Genomic DNA, 23,579 nt, shown 5'->3' on the forward strand with positions numbered 1-23,579 from the left:
CGTCAGCGACGCCCGAGGGGCGGAAGCGACTCCCCGACGTAGGGCTCCCACGCCGCCCGGATCGACGGCGACAGGCGCACCGGGCGCCCCGAGACGGCATCCACCTGCACGATCACGGTCGATGCACGCGCGTACAGGACGCGCGGTTCGGTGGTCACGGGGCTGTAAACCTCGTAGCAGACCTCGGCAGACGAACCGCCGATCTTGCCGAACCACATCTGCACGTCGATCGGGTCCCGCTGGTACGGCACCGGCGCGAGGTACTCGATCTCCTGCCGGGCGATCAGGGTGAGCTCCCCGCTTCCCGCCGTGGCGTCGATGACCGCGGTGGTCGGCACCAGCTCACCCTTGCGGGGGATCCAGAACGCCCGAACCCGCGCCTCCTCGAGGAGCTTGAGCATCGAGGCGTTGTTGACGTGGTTGTAGGCGTCCAGATCACCCCAGCGCAGGTGGATCGGAACCGAGATGCGGGTCTCAGTCACGCGTGAGCTTGCGGTAGGTCGACTTCGCGGGGTTCGCGGCGTCGGCGCCGAGGCGCTCGACCTTGTTCGACTCGTACGCTTCGAAGTTGCCCTCGAACCAGTACCAGCGGTCAGGATTCTCGGCGGTGCCTTCGTAGGCCAGGATGTGCGTCGCGATGCGGTCGAGGAACCACCGGTCGTGTGTGATGACCACGGCGCAGCCGGGGAACTCGAGCAGCGCGTTCTCGAGCGAGCTCAGCGTCTCGACGTCGAGATCGTTCGTGGGCTCGTCGAGGAGAAGCAGGTTGCCGCCCTCCTTGAGCGTGAGCGCCAGGTTGAGACGGTTGCGCTCACCGCCGGAGAGCACGCCGGCCTTCTTCTGCTGGTCGGGCCCCTTGAAGCCGAACTTGGAGACGTACGCGCGCGATGGGATCTCGGTCTTGCCGACCGTGATGATGTCGAGCCCGTCGGAGACAACCTCCCACAGCGTCTTGTTCGGGTCGATGTTGGAGCGCGACTGGTCGACGTAGCTGATCTTGACGGTCTCGCCGATCTTGAGGTCGCCACCGTCGAGGGGCTCGAGGCCGACGATCGTCTTGAAGAGCGTCGTCTTGCCGACGCCGTTCGGGCCGATCACGCCGACGATGCCGTTCGGCGGCAGACTGAAGCTCAGACCGTCGATCAGCGACCGCCCGTCGAAGCCCTTCTGGAGCTTCTTCGCTTCGATGACGACACTGCCCAGGCGCGGTCCCGGCGGGATCGAGATCTCCTCGAAGTCGAGCTTGCGGGTGCGCTCTGCCTCGGAGGCCATCTCCTCATAGCGCGCGAGACGCGCCTTCGACTTCGTCTGGCGGCCCTTCGCGCTGCTGCGGACCCACTCGAGCTCTTCCTTCAGGCGCTTGGCGAGCTTGGCGTCCTTCTTGCCCTGGACTTCGAGGCGCTCGCCCTTCTTCTCGAGATAGGTCGAGTAGTTGCCCTCGTAGCCGATGAGGCGACCGCGGTCGACCTCGGCGATCCACTCCGCGACGTTGTCGAGGAAGTACCGGTCGTGTGTGATGGCGATGACGGCGCCCTTGTAGGCCTGGAGGTGCTGCTCGAGCCAGAGCACGCTCTCGGCGTCGAGGTGGTTCGTGGGCTCGTCGAGGAGCAGCAGGTCGGGCTTCTGAAGCAGCAGCTTCGCGAGGGCGACGCGGCGGCGCTCACCACCCGAGAGGGGGGCGATGTCCGCGTCGGCGGGCGGCGTGCGCAGGGCGTCCATCGCCTGACCGAGCTGGGAGTCGAGGTCCCAGCCGTCGGCGGCGTCGATCTCCTCCTGGAGGGTGCCCATCTCGGCGAGCAGCGCGTCGAAATCGGCATCCGGGTCGGCCATCAGGGCCGAGATCTCGTTGAACCGATCGAGCTTCGGCTTGATGGCCACGCCGTCTTCGATGTTCTCGAGGACGGTCTTCGTCTCGTCGAGTTCGGGCTCCTGCATGAGGATGCCGACGGTGAACCCGGGCGAGAGCTTCGCCTCGCCGTTCGATGGCGTGTCGAGACCCGCCATGATCTTGAGGATCGTCGACTTGCCGGCGCCGTTGGGCCCGACCATGCCGATCTTCGCTCCGGGGAGGAAAGCCATCGTCACGTCGTCGAGAATGAGCTTCTCGCCGACGGACTTGCGGGCGCGGACCATGGAGTAGATGTACTCAGCCATAACGAGTCGAGTCTACGCGGGGCCGCGCCGGCCGATCACCAGTCGATTGGACGGGTCTCCCCGATGAGGCAGGTTCCGCCCGGGACCTCCGGCAGAACCCGCGCCACCGGCCCGTCGACCGACGGACCGACCTGCCCGACGAGGCAGCCGTCTCCCACGCGAACGGAGAACTGGATGCTGTCGGCCGGGTTGTCGACGGTCGTGCGGTCTCGGGTGACCTCCATCGCGTCCTTCTCGAACCCCGCGTCGACGAGCGCATCGATGTAGTCGCGGCCGGCGACCGACCTCGAATCCGCCCAGACGGCATCCATCACCTCGGTGAACGCCGGGAGCTCCGCCTCGGCCGCACTCGTGTCGGCGTCGCTGTCGGGGGTCGCCGTGGACGTGGGCTCGGGGCTGTCCGTCGGCGCGGCCGTGGCCGGCGCCGCCGACTCGCCGCTCGCGCTGCTGACAGCGGGATCGGGGGTCGCACCCCCGGGCGTGCATCCCACGGCGCCGACGATCACCCCCACGCCGAGCACTGCGGCGAGAAGGCGGGACATCGTCGGGGTCGGGTGTCGGCGCACGCGAGGATTCTAGGGGGTGCGACCCATGAGGCCCCTGGGATCAGTACGGCGTCTCCCCCGGCGCAGGTGCCCAGCCGGACGCGCCCGCACCGACCAGCTCGCCCTCGTGCTCAGGAACCGTCCCCACGGCGCCCTCCTCGGCTGCAGCGGACCCGCCATCGTCGGGGCGCCGCACGGGCGTGGCGACCGTCGTCGCGAACTTCAGGTCGTGACCGACGGCATCCGCCACGATCTGCGCCGAGGTGCCGGACTTCTCTCCGCTCTCCCACTCCCGGATCTCGAGCGTGCCGGTCACGACGACCCGCTGTCCGCGGCGGATGGAGGCGAGGACGTTCTCGCCCAGTGCCCGGAAGGCGGAGACCGAATACCAGCTCGTCGGACCGTCGGTCCACTCGTTGGTCTTCGGATCGCGACGGCGATCGGTGCTCGCCACGCGGAACGATGCGATGGCGACGCCATCAGGGCCGCGTCGCAGTTCGGGCGGCGCGCCGACGTTGCCGACGATGGTGATGTGGTCCTTCATAGGGTGCTCCTCTCGGATGCCGGGGCGGATCCCCGGGCTGCTCCGGCGCCCGCGTGCCCGTCGGACGCCGGAGCCCTCTCAGGATCGCCCTGCAGCGCACACGAAGAACGGCACCGCCGCCGAACCGTGGGGAGGTCCGGGGGCGGTGCCGTTGGGGAGGAGGCGTCAGGCTCGGGCGTACTGCCCGAACCGGGCGCGAACCTTGTTGACCTTCGGCACGGCGACGGCCAGGCAGTAGCCCTGGCCGGGGTTCTTCGTGAAGAAGTCCTGGTGGTAGTCCTCCGCGGGGAAGAACTCGCCCAGCGGCTCGGTGGTGGTTACCAGACCGCCACCCCACCATTCCGAGGCCCGCTCCGCAGCACGACTGAACTCTTCGCGCTGCTCGTCATCGGCGGGGAACATCGCCGAGCGGTACTGCGTGCCCACGTCGTTGCCCTGCCGGTTCAGCTGCCGGGGATCGTGCATCGTGAAGAAGGCGTCGAGGATCACGTCCGAGGGGATGACGTCGGGGTCGAACGTCACCTTCACCGCTTCGGCATGTCCGGTGGTCCCCGTGCACACCTGCTCGTAGGACGGCGCGTCGACCGATCCGCCGATGTAGCCCGATTCCACGTCGCTCACGCCTTCGAGCGCGCGGTATGCGGCATCCAAGCACCAGAAACAACCGCCGGCCAGTACATATGTCTTCGTCATCGAGATCTCCTCTGCACGTTTTCGTCTTCCGGGACAACACCGACGACCCCCCGGGTGTTCCGGTGCGAGCGGCTCCGACGCGATGTCGGAGGCCCGGCGTAGCGTCGGCCGCAGCCGAAGGGAGCACCGTGATTACCGCTGACGTCGTTTCGAACCTTTCCGCCCGGCTTCGAGGATATGACCTGCGCCGGGTCTCGCCGGTGCTCTGGCGCGTCGTCGACGGCCAGGGCATCGTGGTCGGGCATCTGGCCGAGCTGAACGATGCCGGTGGAGTGCGCTACTCTGCCCGGCGCTACCACGCCGGTGTCGGTGCGTTTCTCGAGGTCGGCTCCTTCTGGGCGCTCGGAGACGCCCTCGCCGCGCTGCACGACTCACGCTGAGCGGTGACTCCTCGCGCGCTGGTCAGACGATCGCGGCCATCGCGTCGGTCGCCACCGCAGGTGCGCCCTGGCGCACCTGCGGCCACAGATCCGCGAGGACGTCGACAGCTCGCCGGAGCTGATCGGGCGGCCCCGTGAACGGGATGCGGAGGTGACCGTCGTGACCGCCTTCGAGGGCGAACCGCGGACCGGCGGACAGGTACACGCCCCGGCCCCCGGCTGCCATCACGAGGGCCCCGCTGAGGGGCGCATCGAGGCCGACCCACAGCGAGACCCCTCCGCGGACGTCGGGAATCTGCCACTCCGGCAGGCGTGAACGCAATGCGCTCGCGACCGTGTCCCGGCCGATGCGCAGGAGGGCGCTCCGCTGCGGCAGGATCTCGGGCATCATGCGCAGGAGCCGGGTGGCGATCGCCTGCTCGAGTTCGGGAGTGCCGAGGTCCCGAGAGGGCCTGAGCGCGATGAGGCGCCGGATCATCGTGGCTTCGGCCCGCACCCAGCCGATCCGCAGCCCGCCCCAGACGGTCTTCCCGAGAGAGCCGATGCGAATGGCACCGGCTCCGAAATCCGCGTCGATGGGCCCGGGATCCTCGATGGCCAGCTCTGCGGTCGTCTCGTCGATGATGAGGACGGTTCCGGCAGCGGCGGCGGCAGACCGGATGGTCACGATCTCCCGAGGCGTCATGACCGCCCCGGTCGGATTCTGGAACCAGGGCATCAGATAGCCCACCGTCGGGCGGACGCGCCGGAAGACCTGCTCGGCGCGGTCGAGGTCCCAGCCCGTCTCGGTGCTCACGGGGATGCCGCTGAGTCGCGCTCCCGTCGCGCGCACCGCTTCCGCGGCGTGCGGATAGGTGGGGGTCTCCATGACCACCGCGTCGCCGCGGCGGAGGAGCGCCGTCGTGACGAGGTGGATGGCGTGCTGACCGCCGGTCGTGATCAGAATCTCGTCCGGCGCCGTCGGGATCCCGCGTGCCGTGTACCGATCGGCGACCGCCGTCCGGAGCGCGGTGCTCCCGACGATGTCGTAACCCGGTCTGCCGACGAGCGAGGCGGCATCCGCGGCGACGTCGGCGATGATCCCCGCGAGACCGGGCCAGGCGGCGGGGCTCGCCTGCTGCAGGTCGATGCCCTCTCCCGCGCTGAAGACCCGCTCGGACGCCCGGCGGATCTGCGGCAGAGTCACGCTCCCCGACCCGCGGACACTGTCGATGTGTCCGGTGGCGCGGAGGCTTCGGTAGGCGGCGGCCACGGTGGAGCGGCTGAGGGCGAGCGCGCTCGCGAGCTCGCGTTCTGCCGGGAGGACGGTGTGCGCGGCGATCCGATTGTCGAGACAGAGCAGTCGGATGCCGTCGGCGAGGGCTTCATAGGTGGGCGTCCGCGTGCGCCATCCCCCGAGGGACGCCGCGAGCGAGCGGGCGGTGATGCGGGAGTCCATGGAGCCACCGATCGAGGATTGGACTGATTGAATGAGGCCAATCATAGGATGGAATGGAGTCATGACCCGCCGCCTCATCCGACTCCTCATCGGCCTCACCCTGTACGGCATCGGCTGCGCCCTGCTGGTCCAGGCCGGAATCGGACTCGACCCGTGGACGGTCCTCGCCGAGGGGCTGTCGTTGCAGACCGGGATCGGGATCGGGTGGGTCGTCGTGATCCTCGGCGCCGTCGTGCTGCTGCTGTGGATCCCTCTCCGGCAGCGGCCCGGTGTCGGCACCATCGCGAACATCCTCGTGGTCGGCACAGTCATGCAGGGCGCCCTCGCCGTCATCCCCCCGGTGCGCGGGTTCGTCTTCGGCACCGTGGTCTTCCTCGTCGGGATCGCGATGATCGCGATCGCATCGGCGATCTACATCGGCACGCGCCTCGGACCCGGACCTCGTGACGGGCTCATGATCGGGCTGAACACCCGGTTCGGGTGGCCGATCTGGTTCTGCCGCTTCGTCGTCGAGGGCACGGTCCTCCTCCTCGGTTGGCTCCTCGGGGGAACCCTCGGCCTGGGTACCGTGCTCTTCGCCGTCCTCATCGGTCCGGCGGTGCACCTGGCCATGGATGTGTCGGCACGCCTCGGCGCCCGCCGCCCTTCGCCGACTCCGGCAGGCCCGCGATCTCCCGTCGTCTGACCCCGCGCCCCGCGGACCGCTAATCTGGTTTCGAGTGTCCTTCCCTCCATAGCTCAGCGGAAGAGCGAGCGGTTTCTACCCGCAAGGTCGGGGGTTCGAATCCTCCTGGGGGGACTCTCGGTTCCCGCACCGGCGGCGAGCCTCATCGTTAGGAGCCCATGGTGTCAGCAGAGAACGACCGCCTCGTCTGGATCGACTGCGAGATGACGGGGCTGGACATCAGCGTCGACGAGATCATCGAGGTGGCCGTCGTCATCACGGACTTCGAGCTCAACGTCATCGACCTGGGCTTCCAGATCGTGGTGAAGCCCGACGAGTCCGCGCTCGCCAACATGAACGACTTCGTGACGCAGATGCACGAGAGCTCGGGCCTGCTCGATGAGCTCGCCGGTGGAGTGAGCCTCGCCGACGCGGAGTTCCAGGTGCTCGAGTACATCCAGCGCTTCGTTCCCGAGGGCAAAGCCCCGTTGGCGGGGAACACGATCGGGACCGACAGGATGTTCCTCGCGCGCTACATGCCGCGGGTCGACCGCTGGCTCCACTACCGCAACGTCGACGTCTCGAGCGTCAAAGAGCTCGCCCGACGCTGGTACCCGCGTGCCTACTTCAACGCCCCCGCGAAGGAAGGCGGCCACCGAGCGCTGGCCGACATCCGCGAGAGCGTGCGAGAGCTCGCGTATTACCGCGAGACCGTTTTCGTCGACGCCCCCGGGCCTTCCAGCGACGATGCTCGCGCCGCCGCTGCGATCGCCGTGTCGTCTTTCAAGCCCGGCGTGTAATACACTTGTGTGGTTGCCCGGAGACGGGCGCATGGTGGGTATAGCTCAGTTGGTAGAGCACCTGGTTGTGGTCCAGGGGGTCGCGGGTTCAAGTCCCGTTACTCACCCCAGTATTTACGCGGCAGAACGGGCCCATTCGGGCCCTGTGCCTACACTCTGACCTACATGTCGGGAGTCACGCCTAGAAATAGGGAGTGACGATGACTGTGATGAGTGCCGCTGATGGCTAGCGTGACTCCCCGGGCGACCGCCAGCGGGGAGATCCGCTGGCGCGTGCAGGCCCGCCACGATGGCCGTATGCAGCAGGTGACCTTCCTTCAAGAGGAGGGCGCCCGTCAGTTTGGTGACCTCGTTGACCGCGTCGGGTGGTCGGCCGCTTCCGCGGTCCTCGCTGCCCGGAAGAACAAGCGCCCCACCGTGCCGACCCTTCGCCAGTGGACGCACACCTACCTCGATCAGAGCTCCGGCCTCCTCACCGGCATCGAGGAAGGCACTCGCGCCGACTACGTGCGCGCGGCCGATAGGTCGTTCATCTCGTTCCTCGGAGAGATGCCGATCGATGCGATCACCAAAGCTGACGTCGGCCGATGGGTCGCGTGGCAGGAGCAGCAGCCGTCCCGTCGCGGGCCCATCCTGTCCGCGAAGACCGTGAAGAACTATCACGCCATCCTCTCCGCGACGATGTCAGCTGCCGTTGACCATGGGGTCCGCCCCGACAACCCCGCTCACAAGACGCGGATCTCGCGCGGCGTCAAGCGGGAGGGGGTGTTCCTGTCCGTCGAGGAGTACACGACGCTCCTGCACTTCATCCCCGACCGGTACACGGCGTTCGTGATGTTCCTCGCGAACAGCGGATGCCGATGGGGTGAAGCGACGGCCGTGACATGGGGTGACCTGAACCTTCGATCCGCTCCCCCGACGATCCGCATCGACAAGGCGTGGAAGAAAGCCGCGTCAGGCGGGCCCGTGCTGAAGCATCCGAAGTCGTCGATGTCGCGGCGCACCGTCTCCCTCCCGGCCGACGTCGTCGACGCGATGGGGACTCCGCAGGTCTCGAGTGACCTGATCTTCCCGAACCGCAACGGTGGGCACCTCTGGATGGGACGGTTCCGAGGCAGCGTGTGGAACCCCGCGGTCGAGAAGGCGCGCGACGCGCAGCTGTGTCGAGCCGAGGGCCTCACCGTTCTTCGCAAGGCGCCGACGCCTCACGACCTCCGGCATTCGCACGCTTCGTGGCTTATCGCCGCCGGCGCCCCACTCCCTTTCGTGCAGGCGAGGCTCGGCCATGAGTCGATCACGACGACGATCGGGACGTACGGGCACCTGCAGCCGGACGCGCATGTGCAGATGGCGGACATCATCGGGAACACGCTCTCGGGCACGCGCCCTATGCGCCAGATTGATGATTTGTATCGATGAACTTGACACGACCGTAAATACGGTCGCATAATCAAGACATGACCAACCCCCAGTCGAGCCCCCAGCGGACGGATCCGATGCGTTGTAGAAGATGAGAAGGGGTCAATGGAGACCCCGCCAACGGCAATACGGAACCCCAGCTCCGGGAGAGAGCGCACCCACCTACCGTTGTCCCCAGCAACGAAGAAAGAACCCCAGCCGGGTCATGGCTGGGGTTCTTTACTATGCGCGGGTCTACCCGACCCGCTGCGCCGCACGTCTTCGTGAATCGGCGCGCTCGCGGAGCCGACGTAGGCGATGTACCAGCATCGGGTCCAGCTTCACGGCTTCAGCATCGTCGATCGCGCGACCCAGAAGTTGGTAGTAGCGGGCGGCGCTAATGCCGAGCTCGCTCTCGATGGCGAGTTGTTTGCCGGCGGGGTGTCCAGGGTGCTGAGCTTCGAACTCGAGAAGTTGGGCGGTTGACGGCATGGGTTCAATGATCGGCGCCCCCTCCGACACTGGTCATCCAGCGGTATGCTCACCGCACAGTCTGACTAGGGGTGCCCATGGATCCGATCTTCATCCTCGCTGCCGTCATCGCGACGGTGATCGTCTTGCTCGTCCTGGGCGGCGTGATCAAGGCAGCCGTGCTGTCCGCGCTCCGCGAGCACCACCGCGAGATCAACGCGCCTGCGCCTGACGCCAACTCGTAGACGGTTCAGGGGATAGCGGGGAGGTCGTCGCCGCCGCGGGGCCTTTCGACCCACGGCACGTCGTGGAAGTACCCGCACCCTCCGCACAGGTACCCGCCGTCGGCGTCGCGCATCACCGTTCCGCAGGTTGGGCAGTTGGGCTGCTCGCCGCCGTCGAAGGGGTCATCGAACGTGGTCACGAGGGTCAGATCGGACGCACCGACTTCACGAGCTTGTAGTAGTACGTGTTCGACGGGGTCCGCCAGACCTGCTCGCACTTCTTGAAGATGACGTAGCCCAGTGCACGATAGTTCGCTTCGGCGGTCTGGCACGCTCGCTGCTGAGGGTAGGTGAGAGTGTGTTTCGCGGGCTCGGCTGCCGCAGATACGGCCGGCGCGACGATCAGCGCAGCGGCGACGAGGACGGTGGCGAAGGCGCTCTGGAAACGTTTCATGCGTCGAGCATAGAGATCATCGTCCCCGCTGTCGTCCCCGGTTTAGGCTGGCGATGTCGCGCGTGCGAGGCCTCCTTGAGGGACTCCGTGCGGCGCGTGCGGGCCCCTTGTCGGGTAGGGGGTCCGCACACCCATCGAAAATCAGGGTGGCCTCTGGAACGCGCCCGGAACAGGACCCCCCTGACGCACTTCCCCCAGAAGCACAACAGGAGGGCCCACCCGAGCCTCGTCGCGACGGTCAGGTACACGCGATCCGGCGGGGTCCCGATGCAGCCACGCTGCACTCGCTAGCTGAGCACATGGTTCCACGAATCCACCACGATCGGTAGAGGCATCCCGGACGCTCATGTCGGCGACCGCTGTCATCCTCAGCGTCGAGGAAGGACCAGCCCGACGTGACGAAGAACCGACGCTATGAAGCGCACTACGACCACCTGAACGACATGCGCATCGAGGAAGCCGCCGCCCGGCTCACACCGTGCACCCTCCCGATGCAGGCGTTCGGCCGGAACCCTCTCGAGTGGGCGTCCGGGTCGAAGCCGCCGGTCTGGGCGTGGATCATTTGGTCCGATGGGCCCGCCTCCCGCATCCCCGCGTACGCTGCGGGATGGAACGACCGAGTCGTCTGCGTCGAGTGGGAAGCCGCCGGCGGGCGCCGCTCCGTCATGGTCTGGCGGGCCGCCGTGACACGTCGCGACCCGACTTGAAGAGGTTGCGGCCGAGCGAACGATAGTAGGACTATGAGCACATTTCCAGCACGACTCGTGGGTGGCCCGGCCGACGGAGCAAGCATCCAAGTAGCCGCCGCCCGACCACTAGTACGACAGCGGTTCTCCGCCTCCCCGACCGAGCATGTCTATTACGACTACGCCGGACATGACAACGACGGGATCGCGGTGTTCAAATGGGCTGGGGGTCACCGCTCCTACTCTCATCAGGCACTGACCAGAGAGCCGCCGCTGCCCCAATCGGGCACTCCTCGGCCGTCCTAGGCTGGTGGGCGTGTACATCGGCCTGATCCGTCCCCTCGAGGAGCGCACCGTCGACCTCACGGGCAACTCGCTCGAAGAGATCCGCGACGCCGCGCACGCGCAACTCCCGGCCGGCTTCGAGCTCGTCTCCGCACCCGTCCGGATGGTCAAGGGCAGCACCGCCCTCACCTCGACAGCCGTGTTCCAGCGGCGGGATGGGGTCCGCGAGATCGACGCCGACGAACGCGCCGCGCTCTACGCGAAGGTGCCCGACGGCTGGCAGATGGTCAGCGTCCGGGTCGAGCGATGACTCAGCATGAGATCCCGAACCCTCGGCGGGCGCTCGTGGGCGTAGAAGCGTCGCAGGCGCTGGCCGAACGGATGCTCGCATGGACGCTCCCGGACCTTCGCGGTCGAGCAGAGGCTACTGACACATACGAGGTCCTCGGCGCAGCAGTCGCCCTGCGTCGGACCCTACTCGATGGGAAATCCACAGTTCTCACGCTTGCCCGGCGACGGCTCCGCATCCGGTCGCCGCAGTTCTCCTACTCCCCCGGCTGGGCGCGAGGCAGAGGAAATCTCCCCGAAGGGGTGCAGCCATTGATGGCTTGGTCGCCGGACGATTTTCGGGTGCCTTCGGTTTCCACCTCGATGGACTCCTTCCTGGCTGCCGACGTGGCATGGCACCAGAGCGGCCCCGTCTCCGTGAAGCGGGTCATCTGGTGCCTGGCGAACGTTCAAGGCGGGGTGCACCTCGGCGGGCCGAAGGATCCGTTCGAGCGGGATGTGCACACACTCACCGCATCCTCGTCTCACGCTGTCGCTGGGTGGGTCCGCACACTACGCGATATCGCGTTCGTGACAGCCGAAGCCATCGCGCCGATCGTCGCCGAGATCGAAGCTCATGGGCCGACCGACCAGACGATGCCGGCGAGCTGGCGCTGAATCACAGAACGCCCCCGACCACCTCCGAAGAGGCAGCCGGGGGCTGAACTATGTGTGGGCGATACGTCAGGTCCGGTACAGTCGCGGTGTGATTGGAGAACTCTGCAGCGACATCGAGAAGGCGGCCAACGCCGGACTGTACTCAGCCGCGCTTGTCTCTGCCCTGGCGCTCGTCGACATCTGCGGTTCTCTCCGAACCGAGAACGGAAGGAGCACAGGAACATCTTTCAAGTCCATGTGGTCCGACCATTTCCAGTCGGTTCTCCCCGAGCTTGACCCGAATGATGCCTGGCAGCTGCGTTGCAGCATGCTTCACCAGGCCCGCTCGGCGACTGCCACTCAGCCACGCGTTCTCTTCGTCGGCAACGAGGTGCAAAGCTCATTCCGCGACTTTCGCATCAACGGCGTCGTGCTCGTCGACATCCTCGGCTTCTGCGGTCGGATTGTGGCCACAGCGCGGACCTGGTACCTAGCGAACCTGGGAACCGAACCAGTGCACCGGAACCGCGCTGCCCTGATGAAGTGGCATGAGACCGGCGTCACGCCATACGTGCAAGGCGTGCCCGTCCTGAGCTGAGAGACAGCCTCTCGGTGAGGCTGCTCCGTGCGCCGTGTGCGCCAAGGAGGTTCCCGGCCACCGTGGCGTACGCGAGCAGGCTCTGGTGTTCTGCTGCGAAGAGTGCTCGTCGCCTCACTTCGACCTTCACGCGGTCTAACCGCTCTGGTCCGCCAGACTCGCTGCCAGCGCGTCTACCTCGGCCGGCAAGCCCTCGAGCATGTTTCGGGCCTGCGACAAAGTGTGGGCGATAGGTCAGTGCAGCCCAGGGAATCCGTGGGGCTGCGCTACTCTCTGACCATGGAGTCGGGGAAGCGGCCGAGCATAGCCGCGCGCGTAGAACACTGGCTTGCGAGCCCTGGTGCCGATCGCCGCGTGCGAGACGTCATCCTGAAGACTTTCGCCCTAATCGCTATCTGCGCTTCATTTGTGGTGATGGCTTTCACACCGTTCGGATGGGCGATCGCCGACTGGATGCGCGGTTGATCGACACGCTGGCTCTCCTGGCGGTAGTCCTCGGACTGACCGTCGGCGCGTCCTCCATTGCTTTCACCATGCCGCGGGACCGCGTCGTGGCAGCCCTCGGTGTTCTAGCCCTCTTCACCATCACGCTCGTACCGCTTCAGTTCGTAGAGCCGGAGGGACGAACCGCCGTCCTCGCGGCCCTCGGATTCATCACGTTCGTCACGGTGGCGCGTAGGGGGCTACCCAAGGCTGATCTGCTGACCGGCGTGCTGATCGTCGCGTATCTCGCGATCGCCTGGTACTCGACGGCTTCCGCTGGTGACCCTGAAGCGACACCCCGCTTCCTTATCCACGCTGTGGTCGGCATCTCCTTTTACGTGATCGGAGCCGCTTCGTCAGCTCCCGAACGCGCGACCCTTCTGAAAGCGCTGATGATCATGGCTGGCGTGCAGGTCGTGTACGCCATCTTCGAAGTGATCGTGCGTCCGCCCGTGCTGTGGGCCAGCCCCGTTCCCGAGCACCTGGCCCACATCGGAGACCGGCTGCCGAGTGAGCTCATCGTCGGCGTAGCCCGCGCGCAAGGCACCTTCGGGCACCCGCTCATGTTCTCGTTCTTCCTCGTCATCGCTCTCGGAATCGCTCTCCGACACACGTGGAAGACCCCGTCCAGGCGGTTCTGGTTCGTCGCGCTCATCCTGGCCGGGGCCGTGATGAGCGGTTCGCGGAGCGCGCTCGTAGTGATGATCGCGATGACGCTGTTCTCGCTCGGTTCTCGGCGGACTGCTTGGCTACGCGGCATCGCGCTCACGGTGCTCGGCCTGGCGTTCCTCTCCCTGACTGGATTCTTCCAGTCGGAGATCGTCGACCGGTTCAGCGCGTCCGGGTCTCTTTCTCACCGAGTGGGCGCGTTCGAGGCGCTTCCCCGTCTCCTCGCTCAGCCCAGCGAGCTCGTCTGGCTTGGGCACGGCTGGTACGCGGCACCCCGGCTGAGCGAAGCTGGTTTGCTGCAGCTGGACGGTTTCGTGGCCGTCGACAACCAGCTCATCGCCACGCTCGCCGCGGTCGGCATCCTCGGGGTTGCGATCATCATCGTGCTCGCGCTGCGCGGGATCTTCACGTCCCCCGCCGCGACGCGTGTAGCGGTCCTTGCTGCGACAGCGATGTTTCTGGTCTTCGATGTTTTGCAGTACCCGATCACGTGGGGCCTCTACGCGCTGTTGCTCGGCCTAGCGGCGAGTCGCGAACCAAAGCTCGCCGCCGAGGCTCTCAGCGATTACTCACGACTGGACCGTGTTCCTGCACGATCCAGTCGCTGAGCACGGCGTCGGCCGCGGTCTGCAGGTCAAACCACCCGCGCCGCGATCCATCTGTTGCTTGCAACGCGATCTGACGGTCCGCGTGCAGGCGAAACCACACGATGGCCGGCGTTGTCGCCAGCACATCCCGCCCCGCGATATGCGCGCACGCGTCGAACTGCGCGAAGCCGTTCATCCGATCGGGGTCTCCCTCAGCGCCGTCAGGGTAGTAGATCGCGTACGTCCCCGGCGTGTACGCCGAGGACGAGCCGATCTTCGCATCGGAGACACCCCAATACGCCAGGTCGCCGTTGTGGAAGCACGCCGCGGGGGCCGCTTCACCGCTCAGCCACGCGTAGACCAGACCAGCAATCCAACACTGGCGGACGCTGCTCGTGTAGTGCGGCGAGCGGAGGCCATGGTTGACCTGATACCCATCCATCTCCAGATTCGAACCAGTGAGCACCGCCCCGAGCGTGTACCCATTGATGACCCGACGAGAGTCGACCGATCCAGGTGAGGCCGCGGCCGAGAGAACCAGCTCGATCCCCTTCTCCTTCCACGTCGAGGCATTCGCGTCTCCGGGCAATGCGGCAGCCGCGAGGAACAGAACCCACGAGTTCCACCCGTTCTCTTCGGTCTTCGAGTCCCCGGCTGTCACGATCGCGCCGGACCGGTTCCGGTACGACGGTGCCCGGTAGGTCAAGAATCGATCCGCTTCGAGCTTCACCATCGCATCGACCTGGCCACGTTGTGCTTCCGTGAGATGCGCCCACAGCAGTCGCCCGGCGATGGCGGCGTACGCGACCCACATCGCGCCCTGCCACGCGGGGGTCTTGTCGTCGGGCGTGATTGTGCCCGCAATGGGGACACCGCCCCATCCTGTCGGACTGTTCGCTTTGTGGGTTGCCGCGACCGACGTCAACAGCCGGACTGCCTGAGCACGCTCGGTTTCACCTCCGAGCCCGGCCGTGACAGCCACCGCCAGCCCGTAAGCGATCGATGCAGGTGGGCGAATGTTGGCTTCCGCCGTCCCTCCCCAGCTCGTGATCGGGGTCGTCCCCGAGCCGTACACGGTGGTGACGTGCGCGAGCGTGTCGGCCAAACAGTTCTCCAGGATCGACACCGCCCGCTCCCTGTCCTGCGCGGGGAGAGCCCGCAGGAGGGGCGCGGTGACGGGCGGGTCGATCTGCAGACTCATGTGAGGACTCCTCCGATAGTGAAGACGATGCGTGCCCAGCCGGGAGCACCGTTGCGGCCCGCGCCCGAGTTGTTTCCGTTCACGGATGCTCCGCCGCCGGAACCACCAGCGCCATAGGCCGAGGAAGACCCACCCTGCTGCGCTGCTCCGGTTGTCGAGGCTGCGCCGCCTCCGCCCCCACCACCGAACGGAGTGGCCGCGTGCGCTCGGAACGCGTTTGCCGGAGCGGCACCACCCGCCACGCCGCCACCGTTGGGGGCGACTGCTTGCCCGAGTGCCCGCGCACCCCCTCCTGGACCACCGTTCGCGGCAACGTCTGCCGCTGAGATACCACCCCCGGCGCCCCCCGAACCTGTGCCGAGATTGGTTGCTGGGTTCCCGCTGCCGCCCGGGCCGCCGGAGTTGGACGCGGCTGCCCCGTCTGCCCCGGGGATGGGACCCACGCCGCCAATTCCTCCCGAACCGCTTGAGTTCGTTCCACCTTGGCCAGCACCGCCACCCCAAGCTCGGATGAGGGTGGCGGTCGACCCGCCGATGACGGTAGTGACGTCCGTGTTGCCGCCCTGAGCGCCGGGGACACCGTCGGAGTTGTCTGCGGTTCGGGCAGTGCCGCCAGCGCCGCCCCCGCCGATTGTCACGGTGATCTGCCCCGTCGGACAATCGGCGGCCATGATGCGAGTCGGCGGGGCGACCGCACCGGAGCCGCCCGAGCCGCCGCCGTTGCGGGTCGTCCCGGCTGCTCCTCGTCGCCCGGAGCCGCCCCCGCCGCCCGCGCCGATGAGCGTGACGTCGAAGTAGAGGCAGCCCTCGGGGAGGGTCACAACTGAGGTGGAGGTATAGTCCACCGTGACGATGCGCCCCTGCGCGTAAGGTGCGTACCGCTCGTCGTTGTACTCGACGATCGGCCCGTTCGCGTTCGTTCCTTCCTGCACCATCGTGGTGCTTAGTGCAGCACGGAACGCGGTGCCTTCGTCTTCGGCGACGGCCGTCATGATGCCGTCGTTCGTCGCGACGACCTGCTCGACGGCTTCCTTCGCCGCCACAGCCTCGACAGCTGCGGCGACCGCATCCGTGCGGAGATCGGTCACGGTGGTGACGACGGCCTGCCACTGCGGGATCTGCGCTCCCGGGCTGGGCGGGAGCGGCACGACGGCCGCGAGATCGACCGTGGCGCCCGACGGGGCGGTGAAGCTGAACCGGGACGACGGGAAGTCGGTGCCGGAGATCTCGACACGGTACGTCCACCCGGTGGGTTCGATGTCGGGGTCGTCCGATGCCACCACGCGGACGCCGGGCTGACCGTCGGGGCCGACGAGCACGCCGGCCGCGTTCGTCGTCGCGACGATCGGGTCGACAACGATGATCTTCTTCGAGACCGCGTTGCGGACGAGGTACGGGTTCAGGTCGGCCGTGAACCGGACGACCAGCCCCGGGAGGGGGACGGCATCCGGGTCACGGTCCGGGTCCGACCCGTCGATGATCGCTCGAGCGAACTCGCCCGTGATCTCGCAGATCGAGACGTTGGAAGGAAGCGCCATCGTCAGTCCCCCGCCTTCGGGAGGACCGATGCGGGCACCGAGCCGAGGCCCACGCGCGCCAGGAGGTCGTTCACCCGCGGCACGGCCATGAGCCGAGCGACGAGGCCCATGACGAGCGCGGTGACCGCGACCACGCCGTTGAGGATCAGGAAGACCCACGGGGGCACGGCCACGTAGCCCTGCTCTCCGAGGTACTCCGACAGCGCCAGGGCCGCGAGGTTGACGGTGGGCACGAGCACGATGAGTGCCTGCACGATGGTGCGGAGGACGCGCTGCGCCTTGAACATGATCGGGGGCACGGTGGTGGTCATGAGAACTCCTTGTCGGTGCGGTTGTTCCGCGGCTTGATGTCGATGGACGAGCCCTCGCTCGAGGACGTCCAGAGCACGACGGTCAGTCGGATGGCGGTGATGGCGACGGCCCACCATGTGAGCGGTCGGAGGACGACGCGGCCCCAGTACTCGGGCCCGAACCAGCGCGCGAGGTACGAGATGATCGCGACCGACAGCAGCGCCAGGACGAAGTACATGAGCGAGCGTCCCGCCGGCGTCAGCCGCCACTTGAAGAACCCGGCGTAGGAAACCACGAACGCGACGCACGCGAGGCAGGCGACGATGATCCCGACGTCGGCGAACGGGTCGGTGATGTGCAGCAGGTCAGGCATGGCCCCTCCGGGTGAATGTGATCTGGATCGACTCACCGAAGTGGTTCAGCGCGCGTCGTTCGTTGAGGTATCCGGTCAGATGAGCGAGAGCCGGCGCCCGTTCGGCGAGTTCACGGCGTTCCGCGGTCGCCTGCGCACGCATCTCCCGCGCCTCCGACACGTCGTCGGGAATCTCGATCGGTTCGGTCTTCGGCTTACGGCCCCACATCAGACACCCCCGGATGGTTGGTGCGTGTCGGCGATCGACGGGCCGGAGGCTTGCAGGAGCGCCTTCACGACCTTGTTCGCCTCGATGAGCTCACTGTTCTGGTTCCGCACCGTGGCATTGACTTCGGCCGTCTCGGCGGCCGTCGCCTTCCACTCGTTGCCCCGCTCGACCGCGTCAGCTGTCCGCTTCTCTGCTGCTTCGAGCTCGCGCCGGTGGGTGCTGATCGGGACGAGCCGTCCGGTGAGGATCATGATGACCACGCCCGTCAGGACGACTCCCGCTCCGACATCGCGGAGGATCGGGTTCCCGAAGAACGAGAGCGCGTCGCCGCCGACAGCAACTGCGGCCGCGACCGCCCTCATCACTTCCCCGACTCGGGGATGCTCTCGACCTGCGCGCGGGTCTGCTTCCCCTTCGAGTAGGGCAGCTTCCGGCCGGCCGCGGCGGTGGCGCTCTTGATCACTTCCCACTCGCCGGAGGAGACGCGACGGCGGCGGCCTCGGTAGATCTCGTAGACGACCCTGTCGCCCTTCGCCTGCACGTAGTAGACCATCTCTTCGTCCTCCGGGATCGGGGTGGCGGCGGGTGCCGCCGGCTTCGGTGTGCTGGTGGCGGGTGCCGGTTTCGGCTCGGTGCCCGGGAGGTGGCGCCCGTTGGGGCCGCGGTACAGGTCGGGGTCGACGCGCTTGCCGTGGATCCAGAGTTCCTCGTGCAGGTGGACCTTCCCGCCGGTCTCCCCGGTGGCGCCCATCGTCCCGACGCGGTCGCCGACGGTGATGCGGTCTCCAGCCTTGACGCGGATGGACCCGCTAAGGAGGTGGGCGAGGCGGACGAAGATACCGGGGATCACTTCGATGTCGACGTAGTTGCCCCAGCCGTTGTTGTTCGCCCCGTTCGACAGGACGCGAACGACCTTGCCGGTGACGGGAGCGTGGACCTGGCGTGACTTCGCGACACGCGCGATGCTCCACTTGTGGTCTTTCCCGCCGTGCGGGCGTGAAGGGCTGTAGGGCTTCACTGTCGTGTTCCCGAACTCGAGGCCCTTGTCGGTGCTCGCGTACGGGGCGGGTGAGATGAGCTGCACCATGTCTGCCTCCTGGGCATGCGAAAGCCCCCGAGGTTCCTCGAGGGCTGGGTGGCTGGTAGATCAGTGCTGGTCTTGCCAGGGTTCCCACGCGAGCACGTCGGCGGGTTCGATGCGGCGGCCCTGCTGGGTCTGCCAGATGCCGGCCATCGGGCCGACGACGCGGGTCGGTTCCGTGCGGGACTCGACCAGCCACACCGCCAGATCCGACAGGGTCGTGGGGAGCGCGGGGTCACCGCGCCGGATGAGCTCGAACTCCCACCCGTCGCCGAGCGGGCCGAGGGGTGAGCCGTCGAAGACTCCCCCCTCGATCCCGGTGACGGTGAACTCGGTGACCGCGACATCGGCGCCCGCCTGCTTCCGGGCCTGCGCCCGGTCGCCTACTCGAATGTCGAACTCCATCGCGGTCTCCTCACTGGTAGGTGATTTTCATCTGCGGTCGCACAGCGTTCGACGATGCGGCGTTGGAGCCGGGGTGTCCGTCGAGGATCACGTAGTCGTCCTTGCCGGTGTTCACGTCGGGGCCGCCGAACTGGAAGCCGCGGATCGCGCCGGACGCGATCGCCGGCCACAGGGACTGAGGAATCGGAATCCACAGGTCCTGACCCTTGACGACCTTCTTCGAGAACGTGTTCGCGCTGTTCGGGCTGGACCCGCCCGGCTCGGACGTGTTCCCGTGCGTGCCGATGCGGAGAGTCGACCCGGTCGACTGGCCCGTGTGCCGGACCTTCACGCGCAGCCACGCGCCCTTGATGGTCTTGCCCGAGATCCCCAACGCGGGGAACCCGACACGGCCTGCACGCCCGCTCCCGAGCGAACGGTTACCGCCCTGCAGCATCCGACCGTCGTCGTACATGCTCCCGCCAGCGGGGCGCACGGAGCCGGAGGGACCCCACAGCACCGACCACGTCGCGCTCCACGTCCTCGTCACCGTCTTCGGAGCGACCGGTGTGGTCGATCCCGACGAGCCGCCCGCCGATGGAACGTACGCGCGGCTGATGAAGTCGTCGAAGCTGTACGCCTCCCTCGGCATGAGGTCGACAATCGCGATGCGGGGACGGTTCTGCGACCACGCGCCCGGGTACAGGCTGTACTGCCGCGCGGCCGGGTTGTAGAGCGAAACGAGGAAGTTGTACTCCCCATCCGCCCCGACGTGGAACTCACCGAACGGGATGTAGGGGTACGTCATGTCGACGCCCGTCTCCGCGCCCGCGTTCAGGATGCGAGCGTGCGACCATCCCCCGCCCGCGGTCTGCGGGTTCGAGATGGACTGAGTGTTGGTCGACCAGTGGATCTCCATCGAGAGCTGGTCGCCGCCGCCGGCCGCGGTCCACTCCGAGACCAGGTTGCCGATGAACTCGGCGCGGTACTTCCGGCCGGCTCGGAGCTCCACGGTGAACGATGCGAGCGCTGCTCGACGGTGGGTGACCTGCTCCCACGCGTCGGCGCCCACGTCGCCCACTGCGATCACGCCGCGGCCGAGGCGGTCGAACATCGGGACGTCGGTGAGGTCGACACCGTTCGTCTGCGATGCCGCGAACGATCCGACGAGCTGCGCTCCCTGGAAGGTCGCGTCGTAGGAGACATCGACGTTCTGGAAGGAGCTGTCGCCGTTCTCGTCGATCGCGGCGACGGTGATGTCCTCGCCGAGGTCGTTCTTCTTCGAGATCGACAGGAGGTCGTTGCCCCATGTGCCGAGGCTGATGACCTGGTCGCCGTCGTCGTTGAAGAACCGGAGCCCGCCGGGCGAGATCTCCACGCCCTGCCCGTTGCCGACGACCTCGAAGATGTTCAGCCCGATGATCTGCGCATCGGTGGCGACTCCGGGCGCCGGGGGAATCATCATCACGAGGACGCCGTACTCCGCGGCGGTGTCGCTGAGCTGAACGATGCCCTCACCGTTCGAGACCAGGTCGCCGCCGTCGTTCCACGTGATCAGGTTCCCGAACTTGTCGCGCGTGGCGAGCTGGAGGACGACCTTGCCGCCGGCGGCCGCAATCCAGTGCGACGACTTCCAGTAGATCTTCCGACCGACGGGGACCGGCAGCCAGGGCGTGATGCCCGAGATTGCTCGCGTGGCACCTGCGGGGACTCGAAGGTGGATGCCGTTGGGGTTGGCTTCGACGCGGTTGCCCTCATTACCGTGGGTGGCGGCGGACCCGTTGGCGATCGCGACTGCGATGCCCGCGGTATCCGCGATGCCTTCCCCCATCCGGTACGGGAACCGGTTGACGGGAGAGCCGGAAGGGAGCTGCGCGGCGACGTTCAGCATGTACGTCTGGATGCGACCCGCGGTGAGGAGGGTGACGACCGCCTGGTTCAGCCAGGCATTGTTCGCCCAGATCTCCACCGCGTTCACCTTCGTGGACGTGACCGAGCCGTCTTCGATGAGCGTGCCGCCGACGCTGCCTGGGATGAGCAGCCCGTCGGCGACGATCTTGTACGGGTTCCAGACGGACCCGTTGAACACCCGCACCGCCATGAACCGGGACTGGTCGGTCGGGTCGAGGACGTACCAGAGGTCACCCTGCCGGAACGGGACGCCCTCGGGCGCGACGGGCGTGAGCAGCGACACCACGATGCGGTTCTTGCCGTCGGCGGTGACGCCCGCCTTGATCGCCGCGTTCAGCGCATTCTGGATCGCATCAGTGATGTCACCGGCCACGTCGGGGAGCGCGATGCCGGCGACCTTCACGACGGCGACGCCGGAGGGGTCCGAGAGGACACCCTTCGTGTTCACCGACCGGAGCCGCACGTACACGTTCTGGTCGAGCTGGACGCCCACCTGCTCAGCGGGGAACACAGCCTCACCGCGGGTGAAGTCCTGACCCACGCGGAACCACGGACCACCCGCGGCCGCCGCGGCTTCGACCACGACGGTCTCGAACGATGCGCCCGGCTTACCGGTCGTCAGCATCCCATCCCAACGGACGAACACCATCGACAGGTGGGAGCGCAGCTGCGGGACGTTCGGCGCGCCCGTCTTCCCTGCCGGCGCGGAGCCGGTCGCGGGAAGCGGTCGCCCGATCGTCGTGCCGCCGGTCCCCAGCGTGAGGGACGCGGTGCGCCCCGCGAGCTTCGCGGCGAGGGTGTAGAAGATCTCGCCGAACGTCAGCTGCACCTTCGTGTTCTCGCCGCTGGTGATCTGCACCGAGACGAGGCGGAGGGTGCGCCCCTGCACGTCGAAGTCGTCACCGAGCTGAAAGTCGAGGAACGGCCGCGCGGGCAGCTTGCCGGCGTCGAAGGTGATCGTCACCTGGCGGCGCACACGGGATGCCGCGTCGATGAGGGGCGTTGCCATCTTCAGGGCGATGTCCGGCGTCGTCGCGCCCGCCACGGTGACCACGGCGGCACGGGGGCCAGCTCCGAGCTCCGCACGGGTCACGGTCTGCACGGGCACGTCGGTGTCGGTGACGACGAAGAAGATCGAGGCCGTGTCGGCGACGGACTCCGTCACGCTGACCGACTCGGCACCTTCGGTGAGCAGCGTCTTCCGGGTCGCGCCGTTGCCGGGGACCAGGAGGCGGAGTTCGGTGCCCTGCCCGTACCAGGTGCAGTACCCGCCCTTGGTGAGGGCGGCCATGATGGACGCGGTCGAGGAGTAGACCTGCGCGGTCTTGTCGTCGATGTCCGCGGAGGGCCACGAGACCCCGGCGGAGTCGACGGCGGGGGTGAAGTTGCGGGCCACGCCGTGTCCGGGGACGCGCGTCATGATGTCGGCGATCACGCCACCGGCGGATGCTGCGTTCCAGGTGACCGAGCCCTCGGTCGCGATCGTCGGGCCGATGAGGTTGCCCTCGAGCCGGTCGGCGACGTACAGGCGGCCTGTGAAGTCGGCGAACCGGGCGGGGTCCTTCTCGTTCACAGTCCGCTCCCGGAACGTGAAGAGGTCGTTCCTCGGCGAGTACCAGTCCCCTCCGGCCGCACGGAGCTCTACGGACGCGTAAAACGGCGTCGGCAGGTCATCGGCCAGGGCGAGGGGAACGGTGGCCGTGAGGACCGCTGCCTCGTCGAGGATCGACGTGAACGCGATGGTCGCGCCGAGCAGGACCCGCTTCGGGGTGGTGGGGTTCGAGTGGAGCCAGACGCGGGCCTTGAGGTCAGACAAGTTGTGCGCCCCTCCCCCGTGCTTCGATCAGCGCTACAGAGCGCGCGGTCGTGGTAACCGTCATGCGAGCGCGGGACTCGTCGACGTCGAGACGTGTCGGGAAGATCCCGAACTTGCCGCCCGGGCCGTCCGCGTCCACGGCGACCTCGGTGCCACCGGTCCAGGTGTCGGAGGTGGTGACGAAGGCGCGGCCTGTGGCGGACTCGTACCGGAGGAACGACCCTGCGTTGATCGCTGGGTACTGCAGGTATGCGTAGTCGGACTGCACCCGAAGGTTCGCGACCGCGCCGCGGATTCGGATGATCGCGTCGGGGATGAGGCCGGAGCCCTCCCATGCGTCGAAGGTGACCGTCTGTGCCGAGAGCTGCGCGGACCGGGTCGAGACGGCGGCGTCGCGCCAGAACACACCGGGGATGCGGAGCACCGCGGTCGCGTTCAGCAGCTTGTCGCCCGGGAGGATCCCGTTCGGCGCGACCGACATGCACTCGTAGTCCGCCTCCCGTCCGGGGGCTTCGGAGAGTGACAGCTTCGACCCGCGGAGCAGCAGCGCCGCGAGGGCGTCGTACTTCTCCCGCGGCGTCTCCACGACAAGAGAGATCGTCGGCGCCGAGAGACCCTCGAGCGGGTGGTCGATCCCTGCGAGCACACCAGGGAGCCCGGGGATGCGGACGCTCGTGCGCTCCACCGTGTGCCCCGACAGGGGGGCGCTGGAGCCTTCCAGCGCCCACCCCATGCTCGGGTTGTCCAGACGTACACCGTCGATCGAGTACATCCGGGGT

Annotated in this window: 29 protein-coding genes and 2 tRNA genes; 12 read left to right on the plus strand and 19 right to left on the minus strand. The window is 67.6% G+C overall.

Annotation, left to right across the window (positions count from 1 at the left end):
• Positions 1-2 precede the first annotated feature (2 nt).
• The 5 genes from ACJJV7_RS07460 to msrA all read right to left on the minus strand — a co-directional run bounded on the left by ACJJV7_RS07460 (position 3) and on the right by msrA (position 3,936).
• Positions 3-482, minus strand: coding sequence for an acyl-CoA thioesterase (locus tag ACJJV7_RS07460; protein ID WP_405376050.1), 480 nt, complete (start codon positions 480-482; stop codon positions 3-5).
• Positions 475-2,154 carry an energy-dependent translational throttle protein EttA gene (ettA, locus tag ACJJV7_RS07465; RefSeq protein ID WP_405376048.1) on the minus strand — a complete coding sequence of 560 codons (1,680 nt, stop codon included), beginning with the start codon at positions 2,152-2,154 and terminating at the stop codon, positions 475-477. The genes ACJJV7_RS07460 and ettA overlap by 8 nt, the downstream gene beginning before the upstream one ends.
• A gap of 35 nt (positions 2,155-2,189) precedes the next feature.
• Positions 2,190-2,720, minus strand: coding sequence for a DUF6993 domain-containing protein (locus ACJJV7_RS07470; protein ID WP_405376046.1), 531 nt, complete (start codon positions 2,718-2,720; stop codon positions 2,190-2,192).
• A gap of 40 nt (positions 2,721-2,760) precedes the next feature.
• Positions 2,761-3,243 (minus strand): single-stranded DNA-binding protein, encoded by a 483-nt coding sequence (locus ACJJV7_RS07475; protein ID WP_405376044.1) that lies wholly within the window; start codon positions 3,241-3,243, stop codon positions 2,761-2,763.
• Between the two features lie 165 nt (positions 3,244-3,408).
• Positions 3,409-3,936 carry a peptide-methionine (S)-S-oxide reductase MsrA gene (msrA, locus tag ACJJV7_RS07480; protein ID WP_405376042.1) on the minus strand — a complete coding sequence of 176 codons (528 nt, stop codon included), beginning with the start codon at positions 3,934-3,936 and terminating at the stop codon, positions 3,409-3,411.
• A gap of 128 nt (positions 3,937-4,064) precedes the next feature.
• On the opposite strand from msrA, the gene ACJJV7_RS07485 reads away from it, so the two are divergent.
• Positions 4,065-4,316 (plus strand): hypothetical protein, encoded by a 252-nt coding sequence (locus ACJJV7_RS07485; RefSeq protein WP_405376041.1) that lies wholly within the window; start codon positions 4,065-4,067, stop codon positions 4,314-4,316.
• A 22-nt stretch (positions 4,317-4,338) separates the two neighbouring features.
• On the opposite strand, the gene ACJJV7_RS07490 is transcribed toward ACJJV7_RS07485, so the two are convergent.
• Entirely contained in the window at positions 4,339-5,754 is a 1,416-nt protein-coding gene (locus ACJJV7_RS07490) for a PLP-dependent aminotransferase family protein (RefSeq protein WP_405376039.1), read from the minus strand.
• Positions 5,755-5,815: 61 nt separating this feature from the next.
• Between ACJJV7_RS07490 and ACJJV7_RS07495 the strand changes: the two genes are divergently transcribed.
• The 5 genes from ACJJV7_RS07495 (at position 5,816) to ACJJV7_RS07515 (ending at position 8,637) form a co-directional block, all read left to right on the plus strand.
• Positions 5,816-6,439: a YitT family protein gene (locus tag ACJJV7_RS07495; RefSeq protein WP_405376037.1), complete on the plus strand. Its 624-nt coding sequence runs from the start codon at positions 5,816-5,818 to the stop codon at positions 6,437-6,439.
• 42 nt (positions 6,440-6,481) lie between these two features.
• Positions 6,482-6,553, plus strand: a tRNA-Arg gene (locus tag ACJJV7_RS07500).
• A 44-nt stretch (positions 6,554-6,597) separates the two neighbouring features.
• Positions 6,598-7,218 (plus strand): oligoribonuclease, encoded by a 621-nt coding sequence (gene orn, locus ACJJV7_RS07505; RefSeq protein WP_405376035.1) that lies wholly within the window; start codon positions 6,598-6,600, stop codon positions 7,216-7,218.
• 34 nt (positions 7,219-7,252) lie between these two features.
• Positions 7,253-7,328, plus strand: a tRNA-His gene (locus ACJJV7_RS07510).
• Positions 7,329-7,440: 112 nt separating this feature from the next.
• Positions 7,441-8,637 (plus strand): tyrosine-type recombinase/integrase, encoded by a 1,197-nt coding sequence (locus tag ACJJV7_RS07515; RefSeq protein ID WP_405376033.1) that lies wholly within the window; start codon positions 7,441-7,443, stop codon positions 8,635-8,637.
• A gap of 234 nt (positions 8,638-8,871) precedes the next feature.
• On the opposite strand, the gene ACJJV7_RS07520 is transcribed toward ACJJV7_RS07515, so the two are convergent.
• On the minus strand, positions 8,872-9,108 hold the full coding sequence (locus ACJJV7_RS07520) for a DUF3263 domain-containing protein (protein WP_405376031.1): 237 nt from the start codon (positions 9,106-9,108) through the stop codon (positions 8,872-8,874).
• Positions 9,109-9,185: 77 nt separating this feature from the next.
• Here ACJJV7_RS07520 and ACJJV7_RS07525 point away from each other — a divergent pair, with 77 nt between their 5' ends.
• Positions 9,186-9,332: a hypothetical protein gene (locus ACJJV7_RS07525; protein ID WP_405376029.1), complete on the plus strand. Its 147-nt coding sequence runs from the start codon at positions 9,186-9,188 to the stop codon at positions 9,330-9,332.
• Between the two features lie 5 nt (positions 9,333-9,337).
• On the opposite strand, the gene ACJJV7_RS07530 is transcribed toward ACJJV7_RS07525, so the two are convergent.
• Both ACJJV7_RS07530 and ACJJV7_RS07535 read right to left on the minus strand, forming a co-directional pair.
• Complete coding sequence (locus ACJJV7_RS07530; RefSeq protein ID WP_405376027.1) at positions 9,338-9,511, minus strand: hypothetical protein; 174 nt, start codon at positions 9,509-9,511, stop codon at positions 9,338-9,340.
• 5 nt (positions 9,512-9,516) lie between these two features.
• Positions 9,517-9,765 carry a hypothetical protein gene (locus tag ACJJV7_RS07535; protein WP_405376025.1) on the minus strand — a complete coding sequence of 83 codons (249 nt, stop codon included), beginning with the start codon at positions 9,763-9,765 and terminating at the stop codon, positions 9,517-9,519.
• Positions 9,766-10,160: 395 nt separating this feature from the next.
• On the opposite strand from ACJJV7_RS07535, the gene ACJJV7_RS07540 reads away from it, so the two are divergent.
• The 5 genes from ACJJV7_RS07540 to ACJJV7_RS07560 all read left to right on the plus strand — a co-directional run bounded on the left by ACJJV7_RS07540 (position 10,161) and on the right by ACJJV7_RS07560 (position 14,018).
• Positions 10,161-10,472 (plus strand): hypothetical protein, encoded by a 312-nt coding sequence (locus ACJJV7_RS07540; protein ID WP_405376023.1) that lies wholly within the window; start codon positions 10,161-10,163, stop codon positions 10,470-10,472.
• A gap of 295 nt (positions 10,473-10,767) precedes the next feature.
• Complete coding sequence (locus ACJJV7_RS07545; protein ID WP_405376021.1) at positions 10,768-11,046, plus strand: hypothetical protein; 279 nt, start codon at positions 10,768-10,770, stop codon at positions 11,044-11,046.
• 293 nt (positions 11,047-11,339) lie between these two features.
• Complete coding sequence (locus tag ACJJV7_RS07550) at positions 11,340-11,681, plus strand: hypothetical protein (RefSeq protein ID WP_405376020.1); 342 nt, start codon at positions 11,340-11,342, stop codon at positions 11,679-11,681.
• Positions 11,682-11,769: 88 nt separating this feature from the next.
• Positions 11,770-12,258 carry a hypothetical protein gene (locus ACJJV7_RS07555; RefSeq protein ID WP_405376018.1) on the plus strand — a complete coding sequence of 163 codons (489 nt, stop codon included), beginning with the start codon at positions 11,770-11,772 and terminating at the stop codon, positions 12,256-12,258.
• Positions 12,259-12,692: 434 nt separating this feature from the next.
• Positions 12,693-14,018, plus strand: a complete 1,326-nt coding sequence (locus ACJJV7_RS07560; protein WP_405376016.1) for an O-antigen ligase family protein — start codon at positions 12,693-12,695, stop codon at positions 14,016-14,018.
• On the opposite strand, the gene ACJJV7_RS07565 is transcribed toward ACJJV7_RS07560, so the two are convergent.
• Genes ACJJV7_RS07565 through ACJJV7_RS07610 form a run of 10 tightly spaced genes read right to left on the minus strand, consistent with a single transcriptional unit; the run spans position 13,969 to position 23,572 of the window.
• Positions 13,969-15,198, minus strand: a complete 1,230-nt coding sequence (locus ACJJV7_RS07565; protein ID WP_405376014.1) for a hypothetical protein — start codon at positions 15,196-15,198, stop codon at positions 13,969-13,971. The genes ACJJV7_RS07560 and ACJJV7_RS07565 overlap by 50 nt on opposite strands.
• Positions 15,195-16,736 carry a hypothetical protein gene (locus tag ACJJV7_RS07570; RefSeq protein WP_405376012.1) on the minus strand — a complete coding sequence of 514 codons (1,542 nt, stop codon included), beginning with the start codon at positions 16,734-16,736 and terminating at the stop codon, positions 15,195-15,197. The genes ACJJV7_RS07565 and ACJJV7_RS07570 overlap by 4 nt, the downstream gene beginning before the upstream one ends.
• Positions 16,737-16,738: 2 nt before the next feature.
• Entirely contained in the window at positions 16,739-17,047 is a 309-nt protein-coding gene (locus ACJJV7_RS07575) for a hypothetical protein (protein WP_405376010.1), read from the minus strand.
• On the minus strand, positions 17,044-17,400 hold the full coding sequence (locus ACJJV7_RS07580) for a hypothetical protein (protein ID WP_405376009.1): 357 nt from the start codon (positions 17,398-17,400) through the stop codon (positions 17,044-17,046). The genes ACJJV7_RS07575 and ACJJV7_RS07580 overlap by 4 nt, the downstream gene beginning before the upstream one ends.
• On the minus strand, positions 17,393-17,608 hold the full coding sequence (locus tag ACJJV7_RS07585; protein WP_405376008.1) for a hypothetical protein: 216 nt from the start codon (positions 17,606-17,608) through the stop codon (positions 17,393-17,395). Before ACJJV7_RS07585 ends, ACJJV7_RS07580 begins: the two co-directional genes overlap by 8 nt.
• Positions 17,608-17,970 carry a hypothetical protein gene (locus tag ACJJV7_RS07590; RefSeq protein ID WP_405376006.1) on the minus strand — a complete coding sequence of 121 codons (363 nt, stop codon included), beginning with the start codon at positions 17,968-17,970 and terminating at the stop codon, positions 17,608-17,610. Before ACJJV7_RS07590 ends, ACJJV7_RS07585 begins: the two co-directional genes overlap by 1 nt.
• Positions 17,970-18,695 carry a M23 family metallopeptidase gene (locus ACJJV7_RS07595; RefSeq protein WP_405376004.1) on the minus strand — a complete coding sequence of 242 codons (726 nt, stop codon included), beginning with the start codon at positions 18,693-18,695 and terminating at the stop codon, positions 17,970-17,972. The genes ACJJV7_RS07590 and ACJJV7_RS07595 overlap by 1 nt, the downstream gene beginning before the upstream one ends.
• A gap of 60 nt (positions 18,696-18,755) precedes the next feature.
• Complete coding sequence (locus ACJJV7_RS07600) at positions 18,756-19,094, minus strand: hypothetical protein (RefSeq protein WP_405376002.1); 339 nt, start codon at positions 19,092-19,094, stop codon at positions 18,756-18,758.
• A gap of 10 nt (positions 19,095-19,104) precedes the next feature.
• Positions 19,105-22,800, minus strand: coding sequence for a hypothetical protein (locus ACJJV7_RS07605; protein ID WP_405376001.1), 3,696 nt, complete (start codon positions 22,798-22,800; stop codon positions 19,105-19,107).
• A complete protein-coding gene (locus ACJJV7_RS07610; RefSeq protein WP_405375999.1) occupies positions 22,793-23,572 on the minus strand; it encodes a hypothetical protein in 780 nt (259 codons plus the stop codon). The genes ACJJV7_RS07605 and ACJJV7_RS07610 overlap by 8 nt, the downstream gene beginning before the upstream one ends.
• Positions 23,573-23,579 lie beyond the last annotated feature (7 nt).

The organism is Microbacterium sp. Ld4, from assembly GCF_045066555.1.
Classification (GTDB): Bacteria; Actinomycetota; Actinomycetes; order Actinomycetales; family Microbacteriaceae; genus Microbacterium.